At 29.8% G+C, this 1,238-nt stretch carries 1 protein-coding gene; it reads right to left on the bottom strand.

Annotated features, from left to right (window positions below):
* Nucleotides 1-39: 39 nt before the first annotated feature.
* The coding region (locus AOG55_RS03520; protein ID WP_236688963.1) for an MFS transporter at nucleotides 40-1,238 on the bottom strand (1,199 nt) is incomplete at its 5' end.

Genomic DNA, 1,238 nt, shown 5'->3' with positions numbered 1-1,238 from the left:
TCAATATTTTATATTATATCAAAATACATTGCTGAAATATTATTCGTTTATTCCCGGTACTTTTCTATACTCATATAATATTAAAATAAAGAGTATAATGACTGGTACAGAAAATAAAAGAAATGTATATCTCAACCCAATTGAATATACCATTAAACCAGATATGGAGGGCACTGCTACTGCAAGAAACATCATTATGGCATAAAAATATGTATTTGCAACAGAAATTTCATTCTCATTAAATGACCTTGATAATGCGGTTAATGATGTTGGAAATGTTAAACCATGCGGTATTCCAAGCATGCAAATAATTATAAAATAGGTGATTAAATTTCTGGAGAGGTACACCATTATTAATCCTGTAATTGTCAACAGTATTGAGAATGTTGTGGTTATATACAGCCTTCTTACTGGCCTGTATGATAGATAAAACCTTGATAAGAATGATAGGCCAAAAAATCCGGCCAATAATATCTCAACAAATGAATATGGTGCATTAAACTCTGTTCTGGCAAAGATGCCGCCAAATGTTAAAATTAACGCAAATGGCGTATCATAAGAAATATTATTAAAAACAGATAATTTAAAACCATTATTCTTAAAAATATTTAGTGTCCTTTTTGTTTTTCTGTTATTTTCATCTGGAAATCTTATTTTAAATGATAGGATTACTGCAATTATATCAAAAGGTATAAAAAATAAGAATAGCTGATACAGGTTAAAGTATAATAATATATATGATTCAATTATTGGCCCTATAACCAGGCTTGCACTAAGTGATAATGTATATAATGTTAATGCCCTTTCCCTTGTTTTTTTATCTTTTATTGTACCCGCGGAGCTTATTATATTGGGCATGATGGAGCCAAAAAAGAAGCCTGAAAATATAACGAGTAGCCAGATATTATAAGGGTTGGAGAAATAGAATAACGGCTCAAAAACTGAATAGATAAAAACTGAGGAAATAAATAATTTCCTTCTCTTCTTGGAATCCAGCCTTGAATTTATTAATGCACTCATTATGCCTGTGCTCCCCATGGCTGAAGCGGAAAGGATGCCGATTAAAACGCTATTAAAATTAAGATAATATTTTGATATTAATGGTATTGTTGTAAGTATCAAATTATTGCTTGCGCGCACTGAAAATGTTAGCGACATTAATAATATTAGATATACAATTATAGGGGTATTTTTATTATTAAAAAATCTATGCACCTGTTCAGTATTGATAAAAAATA

This window comes from Acidiplasma cupricumulans (genome assembly GCF_001402935.1).
Taxonomy (GTDB): Archaea; Thermoplasmatota; Thermoplasmata; order Thermoplasmatales; family Thermoplasmataceae; genus Acidiplasma; species Acidiplasma aeolicum.
This window is presented reverse-complemented; position numbering and strand designations above follow the sequence as displayed.